Genomic DNA, 5,188 nt, shown 5'->3' with positions numbered 1-5,188 from the left:
TCGCGTGACTCCGTAAAGATCCGCCGCAAGACCGTTGAGAGAAACATTCCGTGTCTGACCTCTCTCGACACCGCAAACGCGCTCGCGGATTGCCTCAAGAGCCGCTATTCCCAGCACAGTACCGAGCTTGTGGACATAAACAACATGAGAGATTCCAAGACAAAGCTCCGCTTCACAAAGATGCAGGGCATCGGCAACGACTATATTTACTTCTCCACCTTCGGTCAGTGGATCAATAACCCCGAGGCTCTTGCGGTTCGTCTGAGCGACCGTCACTTCGGTATCGGCGGCGACGGCGTTATCCTCGTTGCTCCCTCAAAGGTCGCTGACGCTCAGATGAAGATGTACAACCGCGACGGCACCGAGGGCAAGATGTGCGGCAACGGTATTCGCTGCGTCGGCAAGTTCCTCTACGACCACGGCATGGTCAACATCAAGGAGAAGGACGAAATCACAATCGAGACCCTCAGCGGCATCAAGTCGCTTAAGGCGTACACCACCGACGGCGAGGTCAAGACCCTGCGCGTCGATATGGGCAAGGCTATCCTCGACCCGAAGCTCATTCCCGTTGACCTCAGCGGCGACAAGGTTGTTGACCGCAGAGTGACAATCGGTATGCAGGATTACAGAATCACTTGCGTATCAATGGGCAACCCGCACTGCGTTGTATTCGTCGACAGCGACATCGACAACATCAACCTTGAGGAAATCGGCCCGCTGTTCGAGAACGACCCGATCTTCCCCGAGAGAGTAAACACCGAGTTCGTCACAGTCCTCAACGAAAAGACGATCAAGATGCGCGTATGGGAGCGCGGCTCGGGCGAGACATGGGCTTGCGGTACAGGCGCCTGCGCGGTTGCGGTTGCGGCATGCGAAAACGGCTTCTGCAAGAAGGGCGACGACATCAAAATCAAGCTCAAGGGCGGCGATCTGATCATCAACTACACCGACGAGACCGTCTACATGACAGGCAATGCCGAGAAGGTTTACGAGGGAGAGGTTGAGGTATAATACTAACACCGGTTATCAGATATTAGGAAAAAGTCTGATATAAAGGAATGAATCCACTTTGAAAATCAACAGAAATTTTGACAATCTTGTACCGAACTATCTTTTTGCTGATGTTGCGAGAAAAACCGCGGAGTATGCGGCGGCGAATCCCGACAAGAAGATCATACGCCTCGGTATCGGCGACGTTACCCTGCCTTTGGCTCCCGTTGTTGTGGAGGCTATGAAGCAGGGCGCCGAGGAGCTTGCTCACAAGGAAACCTTCAAGGGTTATCCCGAGTATGAGGGCTATGACTTCCTCAGAGAGGCGATTTCGGGTTACTACAAGAGCTTCGGCGTAAGCGTATCGCCCGACGAGATATTTGTGTCGGACGGCGCAAAGTCCGACTGCGGCAACATCGGCGATATCTTCTCACAGGACAACACAGTCCTCGTCACCGATCCCGTTTATCCCGTTTACGTCGATTCGAATATCATGGCGGGACGAAAAATCATCTACACCGCCTGCAACGAACAAAACGGTTTTTCCGCGATGCCCGACGAGAGCGTAAAGGCAGACATCATCTTCCTCTGCTCTCCTAACAACCCCACGGGCGCGGCATTCACCTTCGGCCAGCTCAAGGCATGGGTCGATTACGCCAACAAAAACGACGCGGTCATTCTCTACGACGCGGCGTATGAGGCGTTTATAACAGAGGATCTGCCCCGTTCAATCTACGCGATCGAGGGTGCGAGAACCTGCGCCATAGAGCTTTGCTCGCTCTCAAAGACCGCCGGTTTTACGGGCACTCGCTGCGGCTACACGGTTATCCCGAAGGAGCTTGAGCGCGACGGTCACAATCTGTATGCCACATGGTACCGCCGTCAGGCAACAAAGTTCAACGGCGTTTCATATCCCGTTCAGTGCGCTGCGGCAGCAGTGTTCAGCGAGGAGGGACAGCGCCAGATCCGCGAGAATATCGCCTACTATCAGGAGAACGCGCGCATTATCGCGTCTGCTCTCGATGAGCTCGGTATCTACTATACGGGCGGCAAGAACTCACCCTACATCTGGCTGAAATGCCCGAACGGCATGGGAAGCTGGGAATTCTTCGACCTGCTATTAAAGGAAGCCAATGTAGTCGGTACACCGGGCGAGGGCTTCGGTGAAAACGGCGCGGGCTACTTCCGCCTGACCTCATTCGGCGACAGGGAAAGCACCGTTGAGGCTGTTGAAAGAATCAAAAAATTATTATCATAAAAGTCAGCTCCGAGGAAACTCGGAGCTGATTTTTGTTAAGCGGCGGTGAAATAATCTTCGCCGGTGATTATTTTATATTCTTCCGCGGTAATCCAGTTTTTAACAACAGCGTTGTGGACTCTCTCGATGCTCCACAAGCCGCTGTCATAATAGCCTTTTACTTTTTTGAAGTGCTTACTCATTCAAGCTCCACCTCCGTCATCATGGCGATATACTCCAAGTCTGCCTGAGCCTTTTGATTTGCTTCGTCCATCAGTCTGATGTACTCATCCTTGCTGTATTGCACCATGTGATATATCCAGCCTCCGTTTGCTTCCGTGATGTCTGTGTTGACCCACAAGGAAAACTCGTCAACGACCTTTTCTTCGGGTCTGACCGCACTTTTTACAATACCGTAATCTGTCATAGTAATACCCCCTCAGACTGTTGAAGTCGGCACATACAGCAGGCGACCGCCTACGCTTTGATGCTGCGTATTTGGAACAGAATCACAAGATAAAGAGAATCCGCCGGCATTAGCACCATAATTCCAAAAACCGCCCAATCGGACAACGCGGTATCCATTCAGATTTGATGTGCAATAGTAGTTGTCGCCTACGGGAAGAGAACTGTTGCCTGCTGTTTCTGACGGCAAGAAAAGCCAGTCATAATCTTTATCGCCATAGCCAAATGCGGAAATATAACCACCTGCATTTGCAAGGGTCAAGCCCGTTGATTTGTAATTGCCGGAATGACTGCTTTCGTTGAAGGAGAAATCATCTGCAATATACACCTGACCGCTGCCCATTGTGCCGTCACCCCAAAGGTTGATTCCGTTGATGTGCTTCCAGCTATTACCCCACAGATTTTCAATTCCGCGATAGCTGACAGATACCTTGCCGTCAGAGCTGAAAGTCGTTTCCGTTCCGGCAACATCATAAATTGTTTCGCTTGCCATACCCGTTGAGTTGCCTAGAGCGGAGGTTGAGCCCGTCAGTGACGAGCAGTTATTTGAATTGACACTTGAGTTTAAAACAACACCCATGCCGATAGCGTTCTGAGTATTAAATGTTCCGAACTCGATAGCCATGAGCAGCTGATTTGCTGAAACAGACTGGATCGTGTCGAGGTGCCAGTTTGGTGATTTTCTCAGAGCGCAGTTCTCCATATTGAGCTTGTTCATTGTCTTGTATTGACCTGAGATCGGCTTGACGCCCGGCAAAGATTTCAGAACCGCGCTGGTGTCAATCGTTGTGTCTGTGTCAACTCCGTCATGGAAAATCTCATATGTTCCTGCTGTTGGTGATATTGCGCGCCAATACATAAAAGACGCCTCGTACGCCGAGAAAAGTACATAGTCAATTTCGTTGCCGTTCTCGTCATAGAAGAGCGGGTGAAGCTTAAAGCCGGCATGCGGCGTCGAGCTGATGTAGTAATTCGCCTTGCGGATATGATATCCCAAGCCGCCGGACTGCTTCTCGAGCTTGAGCGGTACGACCTTGTAGTAGAACTTCGGCTGATAGACCATGACGTCAACATTAGTATCGGATTCTTCAACATTTTCCGGAGAATAGCTGTCGTCTATCACGCCGTTCGAATCGACAACAACGCGCCTGCGCTGACCGTACATCGGGTACGCGTTGAAATCGTTGCCCGCGCTCAGACCGACAGCAGCACCGAGCCTTGTAAATACCTTGTTCTCAAAATCTGCATGCAAGCCAAGGATATCGCCCGAGGTGTAGCCGATATACGCCTTGAGGTCGGATAGGTTCGAATTGGTTTCCGTAATATCTTCATTAACGTCGTCAATAATCTGCACGCCGAAATCAAACACAGCCTTCGCGGTAGGATACTCGGTATCGGTAGAATCCTCGTCAATACCCGCTTCTGAGGTCAGCTTGTTTGACAATGCCTCGTAATTCTCGGCTATGTAGTCGACAAGAGCCTTGATCGAAGGGTAAAACTCCGCGCTGGATTTGTTGGCGTTGGTGATCGCGTTCTTTTTATTGATGATTTTTTCTGCCGCGGGCTGCCATTCGGAATAGGTATCTGCGCCGTTTCTCAAACGTATTTTAGTCGTACCGTTTCGTCCGAAGAAAAACTGGAAGCTTGCAGTTTGAGCGGAAGTGATTACAATTCCGTTTTCTCCGTCAACAACGGCGTTCAGATAAATAATCTTAGGGTTATTGACATTAAACGGAACTTCTGTTGTTGTGCTGTCGAAGGTGTATGCTGTAACAGCGGGTGCCTTCGTTGCGAGGGCGGCAGTCACAACGCGGTTCTGTACGGGGTGGGTGCTGGTGGTACTTAGCGCATCGTCTACTATGATCCCGCCGCGCTCGTCAATCAGCTGTACCTCGCGAATCAGTCTGTTCAGAATCGAATAAGACGGGTCAGTGGTGACGTCTGTGTCGAGCGCGTCGTCGACATAAATCAAAAATCTCTGTGTGTTGTATGTTCTCTGACTGTCGGAAATCACAAATCTCGCGGCGGCAAATCCCTTTACGTCAAAGGTAATGTCATCGGTAACGGCGGTGGCGGTTCCGTCCTGCTCAACATCACAGTCAACGGCGACCCTGCTGCCGTCGGAATTCACGCCCTTCATCACAACCGAGCAGCCGCTCACGGAGTAAGGCTCGCCGTTTGCCGTGACAGTGAGGTGGATTTTCTTGCCCTTGTCAAACTGCGTCAGCATTATCGTCTGACAGCTGCGCTCACAGTTGAGATCAAGAGTGATTTCCGCGATATAATCGTTCATCTTCTTCCTCCTAGAAATTTATTGAGGATGGGGCTTCCTCATTCACGCGACGATAATAAGAAAAATTGCATAGAAATATGCAATTATAGCAAACGACATAAATAAATTTACTTTACAAGAATGTAGCTGATATGTTATATTACTCATAGGAGTGATGTAACAATGAATAACAGAAAATATCAAACCAACCCATCAGATTTACT

The 5,188-nt window shown here is 50.3% G+C and carries 5 protein-coding genes; 2 read left to right on the top strand and 3 right to left on the bottom strand.

Going from position 1 to position 5,188, the window contains the following annotated elements; translation table 11 throughout:
• Together dapF and JKK62_RS14475 are read left to right on the top strand one after the other, a co-directional pair.
• The coding region (gene dapF / locus JKK62_RS14480) for a diaminopimelate epimerase (protein ID WP_243411869.1) at positions 1–1,011 on the top strand (1,011 nt) is incomplete at its 5' end.
• A 58-nt stretch (positions 1,012–1,069) separates the two neighbouring features.
• Positions 1,070–2,248 carry an LL-diaminopimelate aminotransferase gene (locus JKK62_RS14475; protein WP_186834244.1) on the top strand — a complete coding sequence of 393 codons (1,179 nt, stop codon included), beginning with the start codon at positions 1,070–1,072 and terminating at the stop codon, positions 2,246–2,248.
• Positions 2,249–2,283: 35 nt separating this feature from the next.
• On the opposite strand, the gene JKK62_RS14470 is transcribed toward JKK62_RS14475, so the two are convergent.
• The 3 genes from JKK62_RS14470 to JKK62_RS14460 are packed head-to-tail and all read right to left on the bottom strand — an operon-like array spanning position 2,284 to position 4,985.
• Entirely contained in the window at positions 2,284–2,430 is a 147-nt protein-coding gene (locus JKK62_RS14470; protein WP_186834245.1) for an XkdX family protein, read from the bottom strand.
• Positions 2,427–2,654, bottom strand: coding sequence for a hypothetical protein (locus tag JKK62_RS14465; RefSeq protein ID WP_186834246.1), 228 nt, complete (start codon positions 2,652–2,654; stop codon positions 2,427–2,429). The genes JKK62_RS14470 and JKK62_RS14465 overlap by 4 nt, the downstream gene beginning before the upstream one ends.
• Positions 2,655–2,666: 12 nt before the next feature.
• Positions 2,667–4,985: a BppU family phage baseplate upper protein gene (locus JKK62_RS14460; RefSeq protein ID WP_201428519.1), complete on the bottom strand. Its 2,319-nt coding sequence runs from the start codon at positions 4,983–4,985 to the stop codon at positions 2,667–2,669.
• Positions 4,986–5,188: the final 203 nt, after the last annotated feature.

The sequence above is a fragment of the Ruminococcus difficilis genome, from assembly GCF_016680995.1.
Note: the sequence above shows the minus strand (reverse complement) of the source record. Positions and strands in the feature narration are given on the sequence as shown.

Bases quoted from the DNA above. Each gene is read 5' to 3' on its own strand.
- JKK62_RS14465 (WP_186834246.1), bottom strand. From the start codon at position 2,654: ATGACAGATTACGGTATTGTAAAAAGTGCGGTCAGACCCGAAGAAAAG.
- JKK62_RS14470 (WP_186834245.1), bottom strand. From the start codon at position 2,430: ATGAGTAAGCACTTCAAAAAAGTAAAAGGCTATTATGACAGCGGCTTG.
- JKK62_RS14460 (WP_201428519.1), bottom strand. From the start codon at position 4,985: ATGAACGATTATATCGCGGAAATCACTCTTGATCTCAACTGTGAGCGC.